The 17294-nt window shown below is 69.8% G+C and carries 18 protein-coding genes; 10 read left to right on the top strand and 8 right to left on the bottom strand.

Annotated features, from left to right (window positions below; all coding sequences use genetic code 11):
- Positions 1-20 precede the first annotated feature (20 nt).
- Positions 21-893 carry an LLM class flavin-dependent oxidoreductase gene (locus tag OG194_RS16485; RefSeq protein WP_327401603.1) on the top strand — a complete coding sequence of 291 codons (873 nt, stop codon included), beginning with the start codon at positions 21-23 and terminating at the stop codon, positions 891-893.
- Positions 894-1024: 131 nt separating this feature from the next.
- Here OG194_RS16485 and OG194_RS16480 read toward each other — a convergent pair whose 3' ends face one another.
- Positions 1025-1561 (bottom strand): DinB family protein, encoded by a 537-nt coding sequence (locus OG194_RS16480; RefSeq protein WP_327401602.1) that lies wholly within the window; start codon positions 1559-1561, stop codon positions 1025-1027.
- Between the two features lie 50 nt (positions 1562-1611).
- On the opposite strand from OG194_RS16480, the gene OG194_RS16475 reads away from it, so the two are divergent.
- The 5 genes from OG194_RS16475 to OG194_RS16455 all read left to right on the top strand — a co-directional run bounded on the left by OG194_RS16475 (position 1612) and on the right by OG194_RS16455 (position 8129).
- Complete coding sequence (locus OG194_RS16475) at positions 1612-2409, top strand: class I SAM-dependent methyltransferase (protein ID WP_327401601.1); 798 nt, start codon at positions 1612-1614, stop codon at positions 2407-2409.
- A 663-nt stretch (positions 2410-3072) separates the two neighbouring features.
- Positions 3073-3846, top strand: a complete 774-nt coding sequence (locus OG194_RS16470; RefSeq protein ID WP_327401600.1) for an isoprenyl transferase — start codon at positions 3073-3075, stop codon at positions 3844-3846.
- A gap of 372 nt (positions 3847-4218) precedes the next feature.
- Entirely contained in the window at positions 4219-5544 is a 1326-nt protein-coding gene (locus OG194_RS16465) for a PhoH family protein (RefSeq protein WP_327401599.1), read from the top strand.
- Between the two features lie 409 nt (positions 5545-5953).
- A complete protein-coding gene (locus tag OG194_RS16460; RefSeq protein ID WP_327401598.1) occupies positions 5954-6670 on the top strand; it encodes a lytic transglycosylase domain-containing protein in 717 nt (238 codons plus the stop codon).
- Between the two features lie 148 nt (positions 6671-6818).
- Positions 6819-8129: an AI-2E family transporter gene (locus tag OG194_RS16455; RefSeq protein WP_327401597.1), complete on the top strand. Its 1311-nt coding sequence runs from the start codon at positions 6819-6821 to the stop codon at positions 8127-8129.
- 161 nt (positions 8130-8290) lie between these two features.
- Here OG194_RS16455 and OG194_RS16450 read toward each other — a convergent pair whose 3' ends face one another.
- Entirely contained in the window at positions 8291-8827 is a 537-nt protein-coding gene (locus OG194_RS16450; RefSeq protein WP_327401596.1) for an alkyl hydroperoxide reductase, read from the bottom strand.
- A 6-nt stretch (positions 8828-8833) separates the two neighbouring features.
- Positions 8834-9388: a peroxiredoxin gene (locus OG194_RS16445; protein ID WP_327401595.1), complete on the bottom strand. Its 555-nt coding sequence runs from the start codon at positions 9386-9388 to the stop codon at positions 8834-8836.
- Positions 9389-9523: 135 nt separating this feature from the next.
- Here OG194_RS16445 and OG194_RS16440 point away from each other — a divergent pair, with 135 nt between their 5' ends.
- The 4 genes from OG194_RS16440 (at position 9524) to OG194_RS16425 (ending at position 12428) form a co-directional block, all read left to right on the top strand.
- A complete protein-coding gene (locus tag OG194_RS16440; RefSeq protein ID WP_327401594.1) occupies positions 9524-10480 on the top strand; it encodes a LysR substrate-binding domain-containing protein in 957 nt (318 codons plus the stop codon).
- Between the two features lie 177 nt (positions 10481-10657).
- Positions 10658-11566 carry a MarR family transcriptional regulator gene (locus OG194_RS16435; RefSeq protein ID WP_327401593.1) on the top strand — a complete coding sequence of 303 codons (909 nt, stop codon included), beginning with the start codon at positions 10658-10660 and terminating at the stop codon, positions 11564-11566.
- A 69-nt stretch (positions 11567-11635) separates the two neighbouring features.
- A complete protein-coding gene (locus OG194_RS16430; protein WP_327407098.1) occupies positions 11636-11995 on the top strand; it encodes a roadblock/LC7 domain-containing protein in 360 nt (119 codons plus the stop codon).
- Positions 11996-11999: 4 nt separating this feature from the next.
- The gene (locus OG194_RS16425) at positions 12000-12428 is read left to right on the top strand and encodes a hypothetical protein (RefSeq protein ID WP_026150674.1); all 429 of its coding nucleotides are present in this window, start codon (positions 12000-12002) and stop codon (positions 12426-12428) included.
- Between the two features lie 43 nt (positions 12429-12471).
- Here OG194_RS16425 and OG194_RS16420 read toward each other — a convergent pair whose 3' ends face one another.
- The 5 genes from OG194_RS16420 to OG194_RS16400 all read right to left on the bottom strand — a co-directional run bounded on the left by OG194_RS16420 (position 12472) and on the right by OG194_RS16400 (position 17289).
- The gene (locus OG194_RS16420) at positions 12472-14811 is read right to left on the bottom strand and encodes an ABC transporter permease (RefSeq protein ID WP_327401592.1); all 2340 of its coding nucleotides are present in this window, start codon (positions 14809-14811) and stop codon (positions 12472-12474) included.
- Complete coding sequence (locus OG194_RS16415; protein ID WP_327401591.1) at positions 14808-15500, bottom strand: ABC transporter ATP-binding protein; 693 nt, start codon at positions 15498-15500, stop codon at positions 14808-14810. The genes OG194_RS16420 and OG194_RS16415 overlap by 4 nt, the downstream gene beginning before the upstream one ends.
- Positions 15497-16021, bottom strand: coding sequence for a PadR family transcriptional regulator (locus OG194_RS16410; protein WP_327401590.1), 525 nt, complete (start codon positions 16019-16021; stop codon positions 15497-15499). Before OG194_RS16410 ends, OG194_RS16415 begins: the two co-directional genes overlap by 4 nt.
- Before the next feature lie 105 nt (positions 16022-16126).
- Positions 16127-16366, bottom strand: coding sequence for a hypothetical protein (locus OG194_RS16405; RefSeq protein ID WP_327401589.1), 240 nt, complete (start codon positions 16364-16366; stop codon positions 16127-16129).
- Positions 16363-17289: an SPFH domain-containing protein gene (locus tag OG194_RS16400; RefSeq protein ID WP_327401588.1), complete on the bottom strand. Its 927-nt coding sequence runs from the start codon at positions 17287-17289 to the stop codon at positions 16363-16365. The genes OG194_RS16405 and OG194_RS16400 overlap by 4 nt, the downstream gene beginning before the upstream one ends.
- Between the last annotated feature and the right edge of the window lie 5 nt (positions 17290-17294).

Raw genomic sequence — 17294 nt, 5'->3', positions numbered from 1 at the left:
TCCCCAGGTAGGAAGAACCCATGACCGGACTCGGCGCTGTATTCCGTCCCCAACTACCCCCCGAGCGACTGCGAGCCGTAGTCCAGCTCGCCGACACCGCCGGGCTCGAAGAGCTCTGGCTGTGGGAGGACTGCTTCCGGGAGGGCGGGATCTCGGCCGCCGCTGCCGCCCTCGCGTGGAGCGAGCAAGTGCGGGTCGGGGTGGGCCTGTTGCCGGTGCCGTTGCGGAACGTCGCCATCACCGCGATGGAAGTCGCCACACTGGACCGGCTGTTCCCGGGGCGTGCGATCCTCGGCGTCGGGCACGGCGTACAGGACTGGATGGGGCAGGTCGGGGCCCGTGTCGAGTCCCCGGTGACCCTGCTGCGCGAGCATCTCGACGCGCTGCGCGCCCTGTTGCGCGGGGAGCGCCTCACGACCGACGGGCGGTACGTCAAGCTCGACGACGTCGCCCTCGACTGGCCGCCGGCCGGCCCCGTCGAGATCCTCGCCGGTGCCACCGGACCGCGCACCCTCCGCCTCTCCGGTGCGTCAGCGGACGGCACGATCCTCACCGCGAGCACCCCACCGGACGGCGTCCGCCGGGCCCGTCAACTCATCGACGAGGGACGGGAGTCGGCCGGCCGCACCGAGCCGCACAAGGTCGTCGTCTATCTCCTCACCGCCACCGGACCCGACGCCACCGCCCGCCTGCGCGCCGAACTCGCCGACGAGGGCGTGGAGTCGGTCCCCGACCTCGGTGTCGCCGGTGACGCGGCCACCGTAGCGAAGGCCGTCCAGCGCCTCGCGGAGGCCGGCGCCGACACGGTGATCCTCCAGCCCACCGGCGACGAACCCGACCCGGAGGGCTTCGTACGCTTCGCGGCCGAGGAGGTCAGGACACTCATCCCCTGACGCCCTCCCCGCACACTCAAAAGCGCCGCTGACACCCACCCCCCAGGGGCGCGGGGAACTGCGCGACCAGCCCCCACCGGCCCGCAGACCCGCCAACCACGCCGACCCGCCAACCACGACGCCCCGGCCCGCTACCCCGGCCGGTGATCCCCCGCCGCCCCGTCGATCAACTCCCGCACGATGTCCATGTGCCCCGCGTGTCTCGCCGTCTCCTCGATCAGGTCGACCAGCACCCAGCGCAGCGACACGGAGTGCTTGCGCCACGGCGGCCGGCCGACCGCGTCCAGCGGCAGCTCCGCGATCGTGCGGTCGGCGGCGGCGCGGGCACGGCCGTAGAAGGCGACGATCTGTTCGGTCGTCTCGTCCGGGCCCGCGGCCATGTCCTCGCCCTGGTACGCGTCGAACCACAGCGGCTCCACCTCGCGGCCGTAGCTCTCCACGAAGTAGCCGTACTCCACCGACGCCAGATGCTTCACCAGCCCGAGCAGGCTCGTGCCCGAGGGTGTCATCGGGCGTCTGGCCTGCTCCTCGTCCAGTCCGTCCAGCTTCCACAGCACCGCGTCCCGGACCCGGTCCAGGCTCGCGTGCAGCATCGCCTTCTCGTCGCCGTGGTACGGCAGCCCCGTATCCCCGTTGCCCGTACCCGTGTTGGTGCCATCGCTCGCCATGCTTCGGAAATTAGCAGCGCCCACTGACAACGCCCTGCGACCATCGCCCCATGGACAACAGCGGGAGCGGTACGGGCAGCTTCGAGGACCTCGTCGCGGAAGGCGTCGCCGTCCCCACCGAGGGCTGGGACTTCTCCTGGTTCGAGGGCCGGGCCACCGAGGCGCGGCCCTCGTGGGGGTACGCGCGTTCCGCAGGGGACCGGCTCTCGCGCGCGACCACCGCCCTGGACGTCCAGACCGGGGGCGGGGAGGTCTTCGACTTCGCCCTGAGCCGGGCCGCCGCGCAGCCCCCGATGCTCGTCGCCGCCACCGAGGGCTGGCCGCCGAACGTCGCCAAGGCCACCGAACTGCTCCGCTCGCGCGGTGTCGTGGTGGTCGCCGCGGCCGAGGACGCCCCGCTGCCCTTCGCCGACGCCGCGTTCGACCTCGTCCTGAGCCGCCACCCGGTCCGCGCCAACTGGCCGGAGATCGCCCGCGTCCTGCGCCCCGGCGGCACGTACTTCGCCCAACACGTCGGCCCCCACAGCGCCTTCGAACTCGTCGAGCACTTCCTCGGCCCCCAGCCGGAGGCCGTCAGCGGCGCCCGCGACCCCGAACGCGAGCGGGCCGGCGCCGAGGCGGCGGGGCTTGAGATCGTCGAACTCCGCGCCGAGCGGCTGCGCATGGAGTTCCACGACATCGCGGCCGTCGTCCACTTCCTGCGCAAGGTGATCTGGATGGTGCCCGACTTCACGGTCGAGGCCCACGAGCCCCAACTCCGCGCCCTGCACGAGCGGATCGAGACCACGGGCCCGTTCGTGGCGCACAGCACCCGCCACCTCTTCGACATCCGCAAGCCGCACGCGTGACGCCGGGGTGACCCGGGTGCGCGGTCCCGGCCGGAGTGTCCGGGAATCGCCGTTCGAGCCGCCGGACGCCCGGCCGGGACCACGTCCACCGCATGCCCCCCATACGTACACGGGTTTTCCACATCGTTATCGGGATCGACTCGCATCCCGCCCGCCACCTCACGTAAGTTCAGACCAAGGTAATTCGCGCGAGCAAAGCCGCGCGGTCGGCACCGTGCGGTGGAGGGGGCCGTGCGGTGCCCTGCCCCGTCAAGCGGACGTTCGCTGACGGCGTCACCCCTGAGAGCGACACGCCAGGGGGTCGGCGGAAAACCTCCACGTTCTCCTTGGAATCCGCTGTGAATCGGCCATGATCAGGGCCGGAATCGAGGGTTCCGCACCCCCTGACGCGTCGTCGGACGGTTTCGGAGAGTAGTTGTGGCACGCCGATGCACGCAGCATCACTTACGAAGGGTTATGGTGGAAACCCCCCCTCGGGCCGGTCCGTATCCCCCCCACGGACCGGCCCGATTTTTTGTGCCGTGCGGCGACCGTCCGCACATCGGTCGGGTCCGACCTTCGTGCCGAACCGGGATGAGCCCAGACACCCCTTGGGGGAACAGGGCTCCGGCGGGGGTAGGCTTCGACGCCGGGGACTGCCATCCACGGAGGGGCTGACAACACGTGAACCTGCGCGACACCCTGCGCCGCCTGCTGGTCAGGTTCTACGCACGCAGGGTGGGAGGCCATCTCGACCACGCTCAGGTGCCCAAGCACGTCGGCGTCATCATGGACGGCAACCGGCGCTGGGCGAAGGCGGCCGGCTCCACCACCGTCCAGGGGCACCAGGCCGGCGGCGACAAGATCGAGGAGTTCCTCGGCTGGTGCAGCGAGACGGACGTCGAGGTCGTGACGCTCTGGCTGCTCTCGACGGACAACTTCGACCGCCCCCAGGAAGAACTCGGCCCGCTGCTGGGCATCATCGAGAACGTCGTCAGCTCCCTCGCCGCGGACGGCCGCTGGCGCGTCCACCACGTCGGCACCCTCGACCTGCTGCCGCCCGGGATGCAGTCCGCCCTCAAGGAGGCGGAGGAGTCCACCGCGCACGTCGACGGGATACTCGTCAACTGCGCCATCGGCTACGGCGGCCGCCAGGAGATCGCCGACGCGGTCCGCTCGATGATCCTGGACGCCGCCGACAAGGGCACCTCCATGGAGGAGCTCGCCGAGCACGTGGACGTCGACCTCATCGGCAAGCACCTCTATACGGGTGCCCAGCCCGACCCCGATCTGGTGATCCGGACGAGCGGCGAACAGAGGCTGTCGGGATTCATGCTCTGGCAGACGGCCCACGCCGAGTACTACTTCTGTGAGGTCTTCTGGCCGGCCTTCCGCAAGGTCGACTTCCTGCGCGCGATGCGTGACTACGCGGCGCGACACCGGCGTTACGGCGGATGAAGAGGCCGCTACGGCGCGTGACGGGTCGTAGCGGAGAAGGATCGGGCCGCTACGGCGAATGACGGACAGCACCCCGGTACCACCCCCCTTGGGACGTAAGTAACAAGGAGTTCACCAGGGCGCCGTCATATGCCGTGGCATGGCGGCGCATGTTCGAGGGCATAAGCCAAGCAGGTCGACGCCCGAACCACGGGTGTCGTATCTCAGCGGACGGCACGGGGCCGTCCGCCCGGGAGGCCCTTTGCACCAGTTCGACCGTGCGGTCAGTACGGGCGAGACGGAGGGCCGGTTCTCGGCCCGCGCATCGCGGCCTGGACCGGTCCAGCTCCTCTCCGTCGCTCCCCGACCTCTTCCGAGGGGGTACGTCCTTCCGTGGTGACCAGCACAAAGCGCCGCATGCCTGACCGGCGCACCTATGTTCTCGACACCAGCGTTCTGCTGGCCGACCCGAACGCACTGAACCGCTTCGACGAGCACGAAGTCGTGCTGCCGATCGTCGTGGTCACAGAGCTGGAGGCCAAGCGGCACCATCCCGAACTCGGCTACTTCGCCCGGCAGGCCCTGCGCATGCTGGACGAGTTCCGCGTCCGGCACGGTCGCCTCGACGCCCCCATCCCGATCGGGGAACTCGGCGGCACCGTCAGGGTCGAGCTCAACCACTCGGACCCCAGCGTGCTGCCCAGCGGCTATCGCCTGGGGGACAACGACTCCCGCATCCTCGCGGTCGCCCGCAACCTGCAGGCCGAGGGGTACGACGTCACCGTCGTGTCGAAGGACCTTCCGCTCAGGATCAAGGCATCCTCCGTCGGACTCCTCGCCGAGGAGTACCGCGCGGAACTCGCCATCACGGGCTCCTCCGGCTGGACCGGAATGTCCGAACTGACCCTGCCGGGCGAACAGGTGGACATCCTCTTCGAGGAAGGCCACATCTACGTCCCGGAAGCCGCGGATCTTCCCGTGCACACCGGTCTCATGATCCAGTCCGAGCGCGGCAAGGCGCTGGGCCGGGTCACGGCCGAGGGCAACGTCCGCCTCGTACGGGGCGACCGGGAGGCGTTCGGCATCAAGGGCCGCAGCGCGGAGCAGCGCATCGCGCTGGATCTGCTGCTCGACCCGGACATCGGGATCCTGTCCATGGGTGGCCGGGCCGGCACCGGCAAGTCCGCGCTCGCGCTCTGCGCGGGCCTGGAGGCCGTACTGGAGCGCGGCCAGCACAAGAAGGTGATGGTCTTCCGGCCGCTGTACGCGGTGGGCGGACAGGAGTTGGGCTACCTGCCCGGCTCCGAGGCCGACAAGATGGGCCCCTGGGCCCAGGCGGTCTTCGACACGCTGTCCGCGGTCACCAGCCGCGAGGTCATCGAGGAGGTCACCGCCCGCGGGATGCTGGAGGTCCTGCCGCTCACCCACATCCGCGGCCGCTCGCTGCACGACGCGTTCGTGATCGTGGACGAGGCGCAGTCCCTGGAGCGGAACGTCCTGCTGACCGTCCTGTCCCGGATCGGCGCCAACTCGCGGGTGGTCCTCACCCACGACGTCGCCCAGCGGGACAACCTCAGGGTCGGTCGCTACGACGGTGTCGTCGCCGTGGTGGAGAAGCTGAAGGGTCATCCGCTCTTCGCGCATGTGACCCTCACGAGGTCCGAGAGGTCCCAGATCGCGGCGCTTGTGACCGAAATGCTGGAGGACGGCCAAATCTGAGGTAGTACAGGCCAGTTGGCGCCGCTCCGTAAAGCCGATGAGCTTAGCGGGGCGGCGCTTCGGCGTCTTGCTGTTTCTCCAAATCCCGTGGGGCAAACGGGATGTGAGCTTTCACACGCAACTCAGAATTGCCACCCGGCGTCCGGTTACGGCAGAGTCTCATTCCTGTCAGGCCCCGCATACGACACACGTGTACCCCTGGGGGTACCCCCGCACTTTAGGTAGTGGGGGAGGTACGCACCCTTGAGCATCACAGCCAACTCCACAGCGAAGTCGTATGCCGCCCGCTCTCCACGCGGCGCTCCCCGAGCGGGAGTTGCCCACCGGGCCCGTGCCTCCCGTGACCCCGTAGTTGGGAGGCCAGCGTTCAGGGGCACGATTGCGTCCGCCAGGGTCACCGAAGCGGACGATGCTGGAAGGACACCGTGTGAGCCGGATTTCGGTCCGGGGATTCGCAGTGGCTTCGGCCACCGCGGTCACCGCCGTCGGAAGCGTCGTAGGCGTTGCCTCGGGCAGCGTCGCACAGGCGCAGAACAATGACGCCGAGACGACGGCAGCCGACACCACGCTCTTGGCGGACATCCCCACGGGCCAGCAGGCCCAGGTACAGACCGCCTCCTTGACGCAGCAGGCCGACGCCCAGGCGATCCAGGCCGACGCCAGCGCCAAGAAGGACGCGGAGGAGTCGGCCCGCCTGGCCGCCGCCAAGACCGCCGTCGCCAAGAAGGCGGCCGCGGAGAAGGCGGAGAAGGCAGCCAAGGAGAAGGCCGAGGCGAAGGCCGCGTCCGCCAAGGCAAGCAGCTCTTCGTCGAGCTTCCCCGTGCAGAGCTCCTACACGGTCGCGCAGATCCAGTCGATGGCCGCCTCCATGGTGCCCAGCGGCCAGTACCAGTGCTTCAGCAACATCGTGGACCACGAGTCCAGCTGGAACTACCGCGCGGTCAACGCCTCTTCCGGCGCCTACGGCCTCTTCCAGGCCCTGCCCGGTTCCAAGATGTCCTCGGTCGGTTCGGACTGGCAGACGAACCCGGCCACCCAGATCAAGTGGGGCCTCAACTACATGGACAGCCGCTACGGCAGCCCGTGCGAGGCCTGGTCCTTCTGGCAGGCGAACAGCTGGTACTAGAGCAGGCGCGGGACCGGAGTCGTTCCGGTCCGCTCAACCTCACGAGGCCCCTCCCCGTCATAGGGGGAGGGGCCTTCGCCCTGTACGGTCGGACACGCAGCGACTCCAGGGGGGAGTAGTGGGGCAAGACGGGGGAAGAGGACGAATCATGTCGCGAGTACCAGGATGGCTCGGCAAGGTCGGCGCCGGACTGAGCGAGATGGGGGAGCGGTTGGACGAGCGCCGCGCCGAGGTGGCGAAGGAAGACGCCGAGACCGCGCCCGAACCGCCCGCGGACCACCCCGAACACCCCCAACCCCGGGAACCCGTACCGGTCACCATCGCCCGCGACCGCCCCGACCCCGCGCTCGCCGTGCCCTGGGGCGTGCGCGTCGCCGCCGAGGCGGGCTGGCGGCTGCTGATCCTGGCCGGCACGGTCTGGATCCTGATGCGCGTCATCAGCGCCGTCCAACTGGTGGTCCTGGCCTTCGTGGCGGCCCTCCTCATCACGGCCCTGCTCCAGCCGACGGTCACCCGCCTCATCCGCTACGGCCTTCCGCGCGGCGTCGCCACCGCCCTCACCGCGATCCTCGGCTTCGTCGTGATGGGGCTGATCGGCTGGTTCGTGACCTGGCAGGTCATGGCGAACATCGACAACCTCTCCGACCAGGTCCAGAACGGCGTCGACGACCTGCGCAACTGGCTGCTCAAGGGCCCGTTCCACGTCACCGAGAAGCAGATCAACCAGATCGCGAAGAACCTCCGCGAGGCCATCGGCGCGAACACCGACCAGATCACCTCGGCGGGCCTGGAGGGCGTCCAGGTCATCGTGGAAGCGTTGACCGGCATCCTGTTGACGGTCTTCTCAACCTTGTTCCTTCTCTACGACGGTCCGCGCATCTGGCAGTGGTCGCTGAAGCTGGTGCCCGCGGCGGCGCGGCCGGCGATGGCGGGCGCGGGTCCTCGCGCGTGGCGCACGCTGACGGCCTACGTCCGGGGCACGGTGATAGTCGCCCTCATCGACGCCGTCTGCATCGGCGTCGGCATCTACTTCCTCGGCGTACCCATGGCGGTACCGCTGGCCGTGTTCATCTTCCTGTTCTCGTTCATCCCGCTGGTCGGCGCGGTCGCCTCCGGCGCGCTGGCGGTGGTCGTCGCGCTGGTCACCCAGGGCGTGTTCACCGCGACCCTGACCCTGGCCGTGGTCCTCGCGGTCCAGCAGATCGAGGGCCACATCCTCCAGCCCTTCATCCTGGGCCGCGCGGTCCGGGTGCACCCCCTCGCGGTGGTCCTCTCGGTCGCGGCCGGCGGAATGATCGCGGGGATCGGCGGAGCGGTGGTGGCGGTGCCGCTGGTGGCGGTGCTGAACACGGTGGTGAGTTACCTGAAGTCGTACTCCCAGGAACCGGCATCGAGCCTGTCCCCGAAGCCGCGGGGAGCTACGGCGGTGTCATCGACGCCGGAGGACGAGGCCCCGTAGAACCCCTGGGGGCTCCGCCCCCAGACCTCCGGGCCTTTGCCCACCCACCACCCGTTTACGGGCGCTTTTAGGTGCACCTTCAAACGCCAGTAAACGGGTGGGTGGGTGGGAAACGGGGGTCCGGGGGCGAAGCCCCCGGCGAGACGGACGGAAAGCCGCACTCACTCAGCGGCGAGAACCGCCTCCGCCTCCAACGTGACCCCGACCGCCTCCACAACCGCCGCGATCTTGAACGCCTCCTGGATCACCGCGCGCTCGACACCCGCCTTGCGCAACACCTGTTCGTGCGAGTCGAGACACATCCCGCACCCGTTGATCGCGGACACGGCGAACGACCACAACTCGAAGTCGACCTTGTCGACCCCGGGGTTGCCGATGACGTTCATCCGCAACCCCGCGCGCAGGGTGCCGTACTCGTGGTCGGACAGGAGATGCCGCGTCCGGTAGAAGACGTTGTTCATCGCCATGATCGCGGCCGCGGACTTGGCGGCCGTGTACGCCTCCGGCGACAGCACGGCCTTCGCCTCGGGCGCCAACTCCCGCAGTACGAAGGGGGATCGGGAGGCGATCGCCGTGGCGAGGACCGTGCCCCACAACTGCTGCGCCGGCAGGTCGGAGTTGCCGATGACCGAACCGAGGTTGAGCTTCAGGTCCTTGGCGTAGTCCGGTATGGCGGACTTCAGGGTGTCCAGTGACATCTCAGGTCACTCCCCGGCCAGCAGCGCGCCCGCGTCGAGCGTGTCGTCGCCCTTGGTCCAGTTGCACGGGCAGAGCTCGTCCGTCTGGAGCGCGTCGAGGACCCGGAGGACCTCCTTCGGGTTACGGCCGACCGAGCCCGCGGTCACCATGGAGAACTGGATCTCGTTGTTCTGGTCCACGATGAACACCGCGCGCTTGGCGAAGCCGTCCTCGCCCTCGATGCCGAGGTCGCGCATCAGCTCGTGCTTGGAGTCGGCCAGCATCGGGAACGGCAGGTCGCGCAGGTCGTCGTGGTCCTTGCGCCAGGCGTGGTGGACGAACTCCGAGTCGCCGGAGAAGCCGAGCACCTGGGCGTCACGGTCGGCGAACTCGTCGTTCAGCTTCCCGAAGGCGGCGATCTCGGTGGGGCACACGAAGGTGAAGTCCTTGGGCCACGCGAAGACGATCTTCCACTTGCCCTCGTAGGTCTTGTGGTCGATCTGCTGGAACTCCTGGCCCTTCTCCAGCGAGACACAGGCGGTCAGATCGAACGACGGGAACTTGTCACCGACAGTGAGCACACGCACTCCTTGCAGCGGAGAAGCACCCAAGCGGAATGGGTGCTTCTCGTGGGTTGGTCGGCCCTGATCCTGGCACAACGTGCATTGATTGTGGAAATAGCTACACTGGGTCGTGTTGATCGGAGGCGGTTATCAGTGACCGTTAGTAATACGAGCAAGAGGCGCCAACCCAGCCTCGCGCAGCTGCGCGCCTTCTCCGCGGTCGCCGAGCACCTTCACTTCAGGGACGCCGCGGCTGCGATCGGCATGAGCCAGCCCGCCCTGTCCGGTGCCGTCGCCGCGCTGGAGGAGACCCTCGGCGTCACGCTCCTGGAGCGCACCACCCGCAAGGTGCTCCTCTCGCCCGCCGGCGAGCGGCTCGCCGTACGGGCGAAGGCGGTGCTGGAGGAGGTCGTGGCGCTGCTGGAGGAGGCGGAGGCGGTGCGGGCGCCGTTCACCGGGGCGCTGCGGCTCGGGGTCATCCCGACCGTCGCGCCGTATCTGCTGCCGACCGTGCTGCGGCTGGTGCACGACCGGTACCCGGACCTCGATCTCCAGGTGCACGAGGAGCAGACCGCGAACCTGTTGGAAGGGCTGACGACCGGGCGCCTCGACCTGCTGCTGCTCGCCGTGCCGCTCGGAGTGCCCGGAGTGGTCGAACTCCCGCTGTTCGACGAGGACTTCGTGCTCGTCACCCCGCTCGGCCATCCCCTCGGCGGCCGGTCCGGCATCCCGCGCGATGCGCTGCGCGAGCTGAACCTGCTGCTGCTCGACGAGGGGCACTGCCTGCGGGACCAGGCGCTCGACATCTGCCGGGAGGCGGGGCGGGCGGACGCCCCGGTGACCACGACAGCCGCCGGACTGTCCACGCTGGTGCAGCTGGTCGCCGGCGGGCTCGGGGTGACCCTCCTGCCGCGTACCGCCGTGCGCGTCGAGACCACCCGCAGCGACCAACTCCTCACCGGCTACTTCACCGAGCCCGCCCCGACCCGCCGGATCGCCCTCGCGATGCGCACCGGCGCGGCCCGCCGCGCCGAGTACCAGGAACTGGCCGCCGCCCTTCGCGAGGCGCTACGGCCGTTGCCCGTAAGGGTGTTGGGCGGTAGCTCCTGACCCGCCCCCGTTCGGTCAAATGAGCGTCGGACAAAGGAAATCGAACGGCGGGAGTTCTCAACTTCCGTCACCCGCAGGCAGGTAGGAAGAACCCGTCCGGAATATGCGCGCGGACTGATACACCTTCACCCCTCAGCGCTACACGTCAGTTGCGTGTACGAAAAGCCTAGGGGAGTGATGTCGGGCATTCGGGATTCCCTCGGCCGGGTCGGTCACGACCTGCTCGCGCGGGCTCTCGCGACCTGTGGGCGCGAGGAGTTCACCGGGGGACTGCGGGTGTCCGGCAGACCCGGCGGCACCTTCCATCTGCGTCGCGGACTCGTCGTCGCCGTGGAGAGTCCCGGTGCTCCGGGGCCCGAGGCGCTGCTGCTGCGCTCCGGCCGGGTCGGCGGCGAGCAATGGGCCGATCTGGTACGGGAGTCGGGCGGTACGCGCTGGCCGCTGGACGGGCTGGTCGCCCACGGGTACGCGGGCGCCGCCGAGTTGCGGATCGTGTGTGTGCTGGCTCTCCACGACGCGGCCTTCGCGGTCGTCGCCGGAGACATCGACGACTGCGAACTCGCCCCGGACGAGCGGCCGTTCGCCCCCGTCGCGCTCGGCGAGCCCTCGTCCCGGCTGCTCCAGGACGCGGCCCGGAAAGCCGCCGCGATCGCCGCGCTGCCGTACCCCGTACGGCCCGACCGGGAGCGCCCGCGGCCCCCGGCGCACGTCCTCGACGAGGCCGGACTCGGGCTGCTGCAACGGGAGTTGCTCGTCCATGTGGACGGACGTCGTACCGCTCGCGATCTCGCGTTCCGTAGCGGGCGCGGGGTCTACCCGGTCACCGCCGAGGTCGCGCGGATGCTCGCCGAGGGGCTGCTGGAGTGCGTGGACACCCCCGTGCCGATCCCGGTACGGGTGGCGGCCGAGGCGCCCGTCGTACGCCGTCGTGAGCAACCGGCGCTCCCCGCACCGCAGTTCACCGCGCCCGCCGAGCTGCCCCGGCGCAATCCGGGTGCCAGCGGTATCACCGAGACTCTCGTCCCCGAAAAGAGCGGGGCGGGTTGGAAAGGGTTCTTCCGCCTACGGAACGGAACCTGGAAATGACCCCGATGCACAAATGCGATCAGTTTTAGGGGAGTTGAGTAAGTGGATCACAAAGCCCTGACTTTGGAAATGCGCGAACTGCGGGAAAAGGTGACCGGTATCACCGACACCGCGCTCACGGCGGCCGACGGACTGCTCATCGCGGCCGACACCGCCGACACGATCGACCCGGAGGGCCTCGCCGCGCTGGCCGCGGCCGGCCTGGGCCTGGCCCGGCGCACCGCCGAGGCCACCGGCCGCGGCACGCTGCGCCAGACGGTGACGTACGGCAGTCACGGCTGCGCCGCGACCTACGCCGTCGGCGACACCGCGCTGATGGTGGTGCTCGGCGACGAGGGGATGGACGTCGACCGGCTGCACCTCGCGGCCCGGCCGACGCTCGACCGGATCGAGTCGATCCTCACGGAGAAGGCGTCAGAAGGAGTGTGAAGGGATGGCGACAAAACGTATGACCCCAGGATTCTCCGACCAGGTGATGGGCCTGGTCAAAACCCTCCGTACCGATGCCCCCGACTGTGTGGCCTCGGGTGTGGTCGACATGTCCACCGGCATGCTGCTGTCGTACGAGACCATCGACAACCACCCGCCAGAGGTCCTCGACCTGCTGGCGGGTGCGACCCTCGACCTGTTCCAGGGCCGGACGGTCGCGATGATCGAGGACGTCTTCAAAGAGCGTCGCGGGATCACCAGTGACCACCACTACTTCCAGGAGATCCTCGTCAACAGCGAGAACCTCACCCATCTGTTCGTGCGGATGACCGAGCAACAGGACGTCGTCGCCGTGGTCGTCTGCCGCAAGTCCGTCAACGTGGGCATGCTCTTCGCCCAGGTCCGGCGCGTGGTGCGGGAGTACGGACTCTGACACCGGGCGGGCGGACGGGTCGCGGACGGGCCGGGGACAGGCCCTACTCCGTGCGCAGCCCGTCCGGCCGCATCATCCGCAGCAGCGGCGGCAGGCTCAGCAGGGTCACCGCCAGGACCACCCCCGCGCCGATGCCGGTCATGGCCAGCACGCTGGACCAGTCGATCCGGATCGCCGTGGCGCTCATCTTCAGCAGCACCGCGCCCAGGGTCAGCCCCACCACCGTGGCCAGCACCAGACCGAGGCCGATCGGGATCGCCGTCTGCCACAGCACCGACAGGCTCAGCGTGCGCCGCCGGGTGCCGAAGGCGACCAGCGCCGACAGCAGCTTCCTGCGCTCCCGCAACTGCTCCAGCTGCGAGACCAGCAGGCTCGCGCCGATGAGGAGCAGCACACAGCCGGCCCCGATGAACAGCCCGGTGCGGATCGAACGGAACTGCGGCGACTCCGTGTTGAGCGCCAGCGTGAACACGTCCGCCAGCGGGTCCATCCTCGCGGTGGTGTTCCGTACGTGGTCGGTCGCGTCCGGCACCGACGGGTCGAGCGTGACGAACACCTTCTGGCTCAGGCCCTTCGCCGCGTTCGCGGGCAGCGCCCCCGAGGTGATCAGCAGCCCGTCACGGGCGTAGCCGGTCGGGTCCTCGCGTTGGGTCGCCGTCTTCAGCCCGGCCGGTACTTTCCAGGCACCCGGAGTGGTCGGTGCCCCGTCGAACGTAGGGTCGAAGTACACCGTGTTGCCGGCCGTGGCCAGCTTTTTCGTCTGCGCGGCGGAGTCGCCCTCGCCGCCGGTGATGCGGAAGATGTCACCGTCGCGGCAGGCGGTCAGGTGGGCCACCTCGCGCAGTTCGGCGCAGCTGCCGGCGGTCACCTGCACCTCGCCGTCGGGGTTGTTCGCCCGGTCGCCGACCGAGGTCTGCGAGACGGCCGACGTACCGCGCACGCCCTTGGTCCCCGCGAGCTGTCGGTCGGCCTCGGCCAGCGAGGTGCCGCTGCCGATGGTGACCTCTATCTGGGCCCGGTGCAGGTCGCTGCCGGTCGCCTTGGTGTAGTCGCCCTGGACGCCGGAGAACAGCATCTGCAGGGCGATCGCCCCGGCCACCGCGACCGCGATGCCGTTGACCATCCGGGCGGCCGTACCACTGCTCAACTGGAGCCTGCGGACGGCGAGTTGCCAGGACACCGAGCCGGAGTTCAGCCGTGCCACGGTGGCCTCGACGACCCAGGGCAGCAGGGCGGTGACGCCGACGAGCAGCAGGACCGTGCCGCCGATCACCAGCCACTGGTTGAAGTTGCCGTTGGAGTCGCCCTTGCCGGTCATCGGGTAGAGCATCGCGAGACCGGCCAGCGGCAGCAGCAGCCGCCACCACAGCCGGCGCCGCGGCGGCTTCGCCTTGCGGACCACACCGAGGGGCTCGATGACGACCCCGCGCAGCGCGAGCAGCGTCACCAGCACGGCCGCGGCCGGTACGGCGACGGCGACGAGCAGGGCGAGCGCGGGCGACGGGTTGAGGTCGCTGGGGTACAGGCTGATGTCCCGCACGTCCACCAGGGACGCCAACTGCCGCCCGGTCAGGAAGAATCCGGTGCCGAAGACGAGCCCGAGGAGCGCCCCCGCGAGCGCCTCGCCGCCCGCGATCCGGCGTGCCATCCGCCCGTCCGCGCCCACCAGCCGCAGGGCCGCGAGCCGCCGGTCCCGGCGTTCGCCGCCGAAGCGCACGGCGGCCGCGATGAACACGGCGACCGGCAGCAGCAGCACGATGAACACGATCAGGATCAGCAGGAGCAGCACCGGGTCCAGCTCGTCCGGCTGGCTGCCGGGGGAGGGCCCGTAGTAGTTGATGCGCTCGACGGTGCCCCCGGCCTGACGGTTTTCGAGTCCCGTCCCGCCCGCGTAGTAGGCGAGTTCGGCGGGCCCGATGAGTCCCTGGTCCGCGATGGTGCCGGTGATCCGGTAGGGCAGCCGCTCGCGCAGCAGCTTCCCGGAGTCCGACTTCAGCAGCTTCTCCAGCGCGGGGGAGACGACCATGTCGCCCACCGCGGGGAACTTCGCGACCCCCGGCGGCATCGGCGCCTTGGTGCCCTCGGGCTCCAGCAGCCGGCCGCGGACGTCCTTGGCGCGGAACGTGGTGTCCGTGTCGGCGACGACGACGGTGTTGTCCGCCTTGGCCAGCAGCTTCCCGCTGTACGTGAAGTCCATCCGGGCGTTGCCGCGCGCGTCCCGCTCGGACAGCGCGTTCGGCAGTGCCGTGGTGAGCAGCAGCAGCGCCACCCCGAGCCCGACGCCGACGGCCGTCAGCAGGGCGCGTACCCAGCCCTCACGCCCGCCGCCGAAGGCGAACCGTACCCCCATGGCCAGATCGGCCGACCACTGACGCACGTTCATACGACGCGCTCCATGTCCCTGGACTTGCCGTCCCGTACGACGATCTCGCGGTCCGAGTACGCGGCCACCCGCGCCTCGTGCGTGACCAGCACGACGGCCGCGTTCGTGGACCGGGCCGCCTCGGTCAGCAGCTCCATCACGCGCTCGCCGTTGAGCGAGTCGAGCGCGCCGGTCGGCTCGTCGGCGAACAGCACCCGGGGGCTGGTGACCAGCGAGCGGGCGACGGCGACGCGCTGCCCCTGCCCGCCGGAGACCTCGCCGGGCCGCTTCTTGGCGAGGTCGTCGACCTCAAGCCGCTCCATCCAGCTCAGCGCGGCGCGCTCGGCCTCCTTGCGGTGCGTGCCGTTCAGCCGCAGCGGCAGGGCGACGTTCTCGACGCAGGTCAGCTCCGGCACCAACTGGCCGAACTGGAACACGAACCCGAACTCCGAGCGGCGCAGCGCACTGCGCTGGGCGTCGCTCATGGTCGCCATCTCCTGCCCGTTGTACGTGATCGAGCCCGAGTCGGGCGGCACGATCCCGGCGAGACAGTGCAGCAGCGTCGACTTCCCCGACCCGGAGGGCCCCATCACGGCGACGACCTCGCCGGGATGGATGGAGAACTCCGCGCCGTCCAGCGCGGTCGTCGGCCCGTAGGCCTTGCGCAGCTCCTGGGCCGCGAGCAGGGAACCGGCGGGATGTGTCGTCACTTGGCCACCACCTCGGCGAGTTTGTCGAGGCGCGCGGCGGTGAGCTCCAGCCACCGCAGGTCGGCCTCCAGATGGAAGAGGGCGTGATCGCAGATCAGCTGGTCCGCGAGATCGCCCTTGCGCTTGCGGTCCGTCAGGATCCGCATGCTGCGCAGATGCTCGGAGCGCTGCACGTCGAGGATCTCGGCCGCGTCCCGGTGGGTCAGCAGCGCGAGGACGACCTTGGTGTAGAGGGCCGACTGCAGATACGGCTCGGGCTTCTCCGGCGTCGCGAGCCACTTCTGTACGTCGGTGATCCCGGCGTCGGTGATCGCGTACCGCTTGCGCTCGGGACCGCCGCCCGCCTCGATGCCGTCGACCTCGACGAGACCGTTCTTCAGCAGGCGGGACATCGTCGAGTAGACCTGGCCGTAGTGCAGCGGCCGGTCGTGACCGAACTTCTCGTCGAAGGCCCGCTTCAGGTCGTAACCGTGACGCGGGCCGGACTCCAGGAGCCCCAGAAGGGTGTGACCGATGGACATGAGGAGCACTCTACACACGGGGTATACGCGGTGTGTATACGCGCTGTGTGTAGATCATGGCGGGCGGTACTGCCGTGCAGGTGGGAGCCGATTGTCACGGTTCTGTCATTGAGGTGGCACGGGTGGCCGCCCCCGGCGGGGCAGCGGCCCGGCCTCACCGGGCAACCGTCCCGCCTCCGCCAACGCCCGCCGCAGCAGGAACTCGATCTGCGCGTTGGCGGACCGCAGTTCGTCCCCGGCCCACCGGGCAACGGCCTCGTACACGGACGGGTCCAGCCGCAGCAGCACCTGCTTGCGCTGCTGCGGCCGGCGCTTCGCCTCGGAGGCCTCGGAAGGTTCGGTCACTGGTACAGGGTGCCCGTGTTCAGCACCGGCTGCGGTGCCCGGTCCCCGCAGAGCACCACCAGGAGGTTGGAGACCATGGCCGCCTTCCGTTCGTTGTCCAGCTCCACGATGTCCTGCTCGGTGATCCGGGCCAGTGCCGCCTCGACCATGCCCACCGCGCCGTCGACGATCTGCCGCCGGGCCGCGACGACCGCCCCGGCCTGCTGCCGCTGGAGCATCGCCGAGGCGATCTCGGGCGCGTACGCGAGATGTGTGAAGCGGGACTCGATGATCTGGACGCCGGCCGCCTCGACCCGGGCGCTGAGTTCGACGGCGAGCTTCTCGGTGATCTCCTCGGCGTTCCCGCGCAGCGAGAGCCCGCCCTCGTCGTGGGCGTCGTAGGGATACTCGATGGCGATGTGCCGTACGGCCGTCTCGGTCTGGGTGGCGACGAACTCGGTGTAGTCGTCGACCTCGAACGTGGCCTGCGCGGTGTCGCGGACCTTCCAGACGATGACCGCGGCGAGCTCGATCGGGTTGCCGTAGGCGTCGTTGACCTTGAGGGTCGGGGTCTCGTGGTTGCGGACGCGGGTCGAGATCTTCGTGCGCGAGGTGAACGGGTTCACCCAGCGCAGCCCGTCCCGCCGGATCGTCCCCTGGTACCGCCCGAAGAGCTGCACGACCCGCGCCTCGCCCGGCGCCACCGTGTTCAGCCCGCTCATCGCGGTCACGGAGGCGAGGAAGAGGAGGATGCCGCCGATGATCAGCGCGGCCTTGCCGCCGGCTCCGTCGACCGCGGTGGCGGTGATGATCAGGCCGACGGAGACCAGCACTCCGGCCAGCCCGAGAATCAGCGCGAGCCCGCCGCCGATGCTGTGCGCGGTGAACTCCCGAACGCTCGGGGCGGGCATGTCGGGCACGTCCGCGGGTACTTCGGTGGTCATGGTGT

Origin of the sequence: Streptomyces sp. NBC_01288, from assembly GCF_035982055.1 — a bacterium.
Lineage (GTDB): Bacteria > Actinomycetota > Actinomycetes > Streptomycetales > Streptomycetaceae > Streptomyces.
The sequence above is the reverse complement of the archived record's forward strand: the minus strand, read 5'-3'. Positions and strand labels throughout refer to the sequence as shown.

Coding starts and splice junctions, on each gene's coding strand:
- OG194_RS16485 (WP_327401603.1), top strand. CDS start 21: ATGACCGGACTCGGCGCTGTATTCCGTCCCCAACTACCCCCCGAGCGA.
- OG194_RS16480 (WP_327401602.1), bottom strand. CDS start 1,561: ATGGCGAGCGATGGCACCAACACGGGTACGGGCAACGGGGATACGGGG.
- OG194_RS16475 (WP_327401601.1), top strand. CDS start 1,612: ATGGACAACAGCGGGAGCGGTACGGGCAGCTTCGAGGACCTCGTCGCG.
- OG194_RS16460 (WP_327401598.1), top strand. CDS start 5,954: ATGCTGGAAGGACACCGTGTGAGCCGGATTTCGGTCCGGGGATTCGCA.
- OG194_RS16455 (WP_327401597.1), top strand. CDS start 6,819: ATGTCGCGAGTACCAGGATGGCTCGGCAAGGTCGGCGCCGGACTGAGC.
- OG194_RS16450 (WP_327401596.1), bottom strand. CDS start 8,827: ATGTCACTGGACACCCTGAAGTCCGCCATACCGGACTACGCCAAGGAC.
- OG194_RS16435 (WP_327401593.1), top strand. CDS start 10,658: ATGTCGGGCATTCGGGATTCCCTCGGCCGGGTCGGTCACGACCTGCTC.
- OG194_RS16430 (WP_327407098.1), top strand. CDS start 11,636: ATGCGCGAACTGCGGGAAAAGGTGACCGGTATCACCGACACCGCGCTC.
- OG194_RS16425 (WP_026150674.1), top strand. CDS start 12,000: ATGGCGACAAAACGTATGACCCCAGGATTCTCCGACCAGGTGATGGGC.
- OG194_RS16420 (WP_327401592.1), bottom strand. CDS start 14,811: ATGAACGTGCGTCAGTGGTCGGCCGATCTGGCCATGGGGGTACGGTTC.
- OG194_RS16410 (WP_327401590.1), bottom strand. CDS start 16,021: ATGTCCATCGGTCACACCCTTCTGGGGCTCCTGGAGTCCGGCCCGCGT.
- OG194_RS16400 (WP_327401588.1), bottom strand. CDS start 17,289: ATGACCACCGAAGTACCCGCGGACGTGCCCGACATGCCCGCCCCGAGC.